This window comes from Arhodomonas sp. KWT (assembly GCF_010993615.1).
In genome coordinates this window covers 1-571 of the sequence record NZ_WNXE01001047.1, presented here as the reverse complement: position 1 = coordinate 571, position 571 = coordinate 1, and the positions used below count along the sequence as shown (strand labels likewise).

General features: G+C 80.6%; 1 pseudogene. It reads right to left on the bottom strand.

Features of this window, described 5'->3' with window-relative positions:
* Positions 1 to 503, bottom strand: a pseudogene (locus tag G7A99_RS24070) (electron transport complex subunit RsxC); the annotation flags it as partial.
* Between the last annotated feature and the right edge of the window lie 68 nt (positions 504 to 571).

Here is a 571-nt window from a genome sequence, read left to right as displayed (position 1 = left end):
GGCTCGCACTCCGCGCCGTTGAGGACCAGCGTGTGCACCCGCCCGGCGGCGTCCGCGAGCTTCGCGGCGGTGGGGAACCCGGCGCCGCCGAGGCCGGTGATGCCCGCGGCGTGGACGCGCGCGCGCAGCGCCGCCGGGTCGGCGCGCGTGTCCAGGGCGGGCCACGCAGGCTCGGCCGCCGCGTCGGGGTCCGTCTCCAGGACCAGGCTGGTCACGGCCAGGTTCGAGGGGTGGGGCGCGGGATGCGCGGTGATGGCTGCGACCCGCCCGCCCGCCGGGGCGTGCAGCGGCGGCACCGCCGGGTCTTCGCCCTCGGCCAGGCACTGGCCCGCGCGCACCCGCTCGCCCTCGCTCACGCAGGGCTGCGAGGGGGCGCCGAGGGCGGCGCCCAGCGGCAGGATCAGGCGCTCGGGCAGCGGCACCGCGGTGACCGGGTGGCGGGTGGAGATCGCGCGGTTGGGTTCGAGCCGCAGCCCGCCGGGGAAGCGATGGGCGGCGTTCACGGCCGCCCCGGCTCCGCCGGCAGCGGCCAGCGCCAGGCGCGCACGCCGGTCTCCCGCGGCGCCATGTG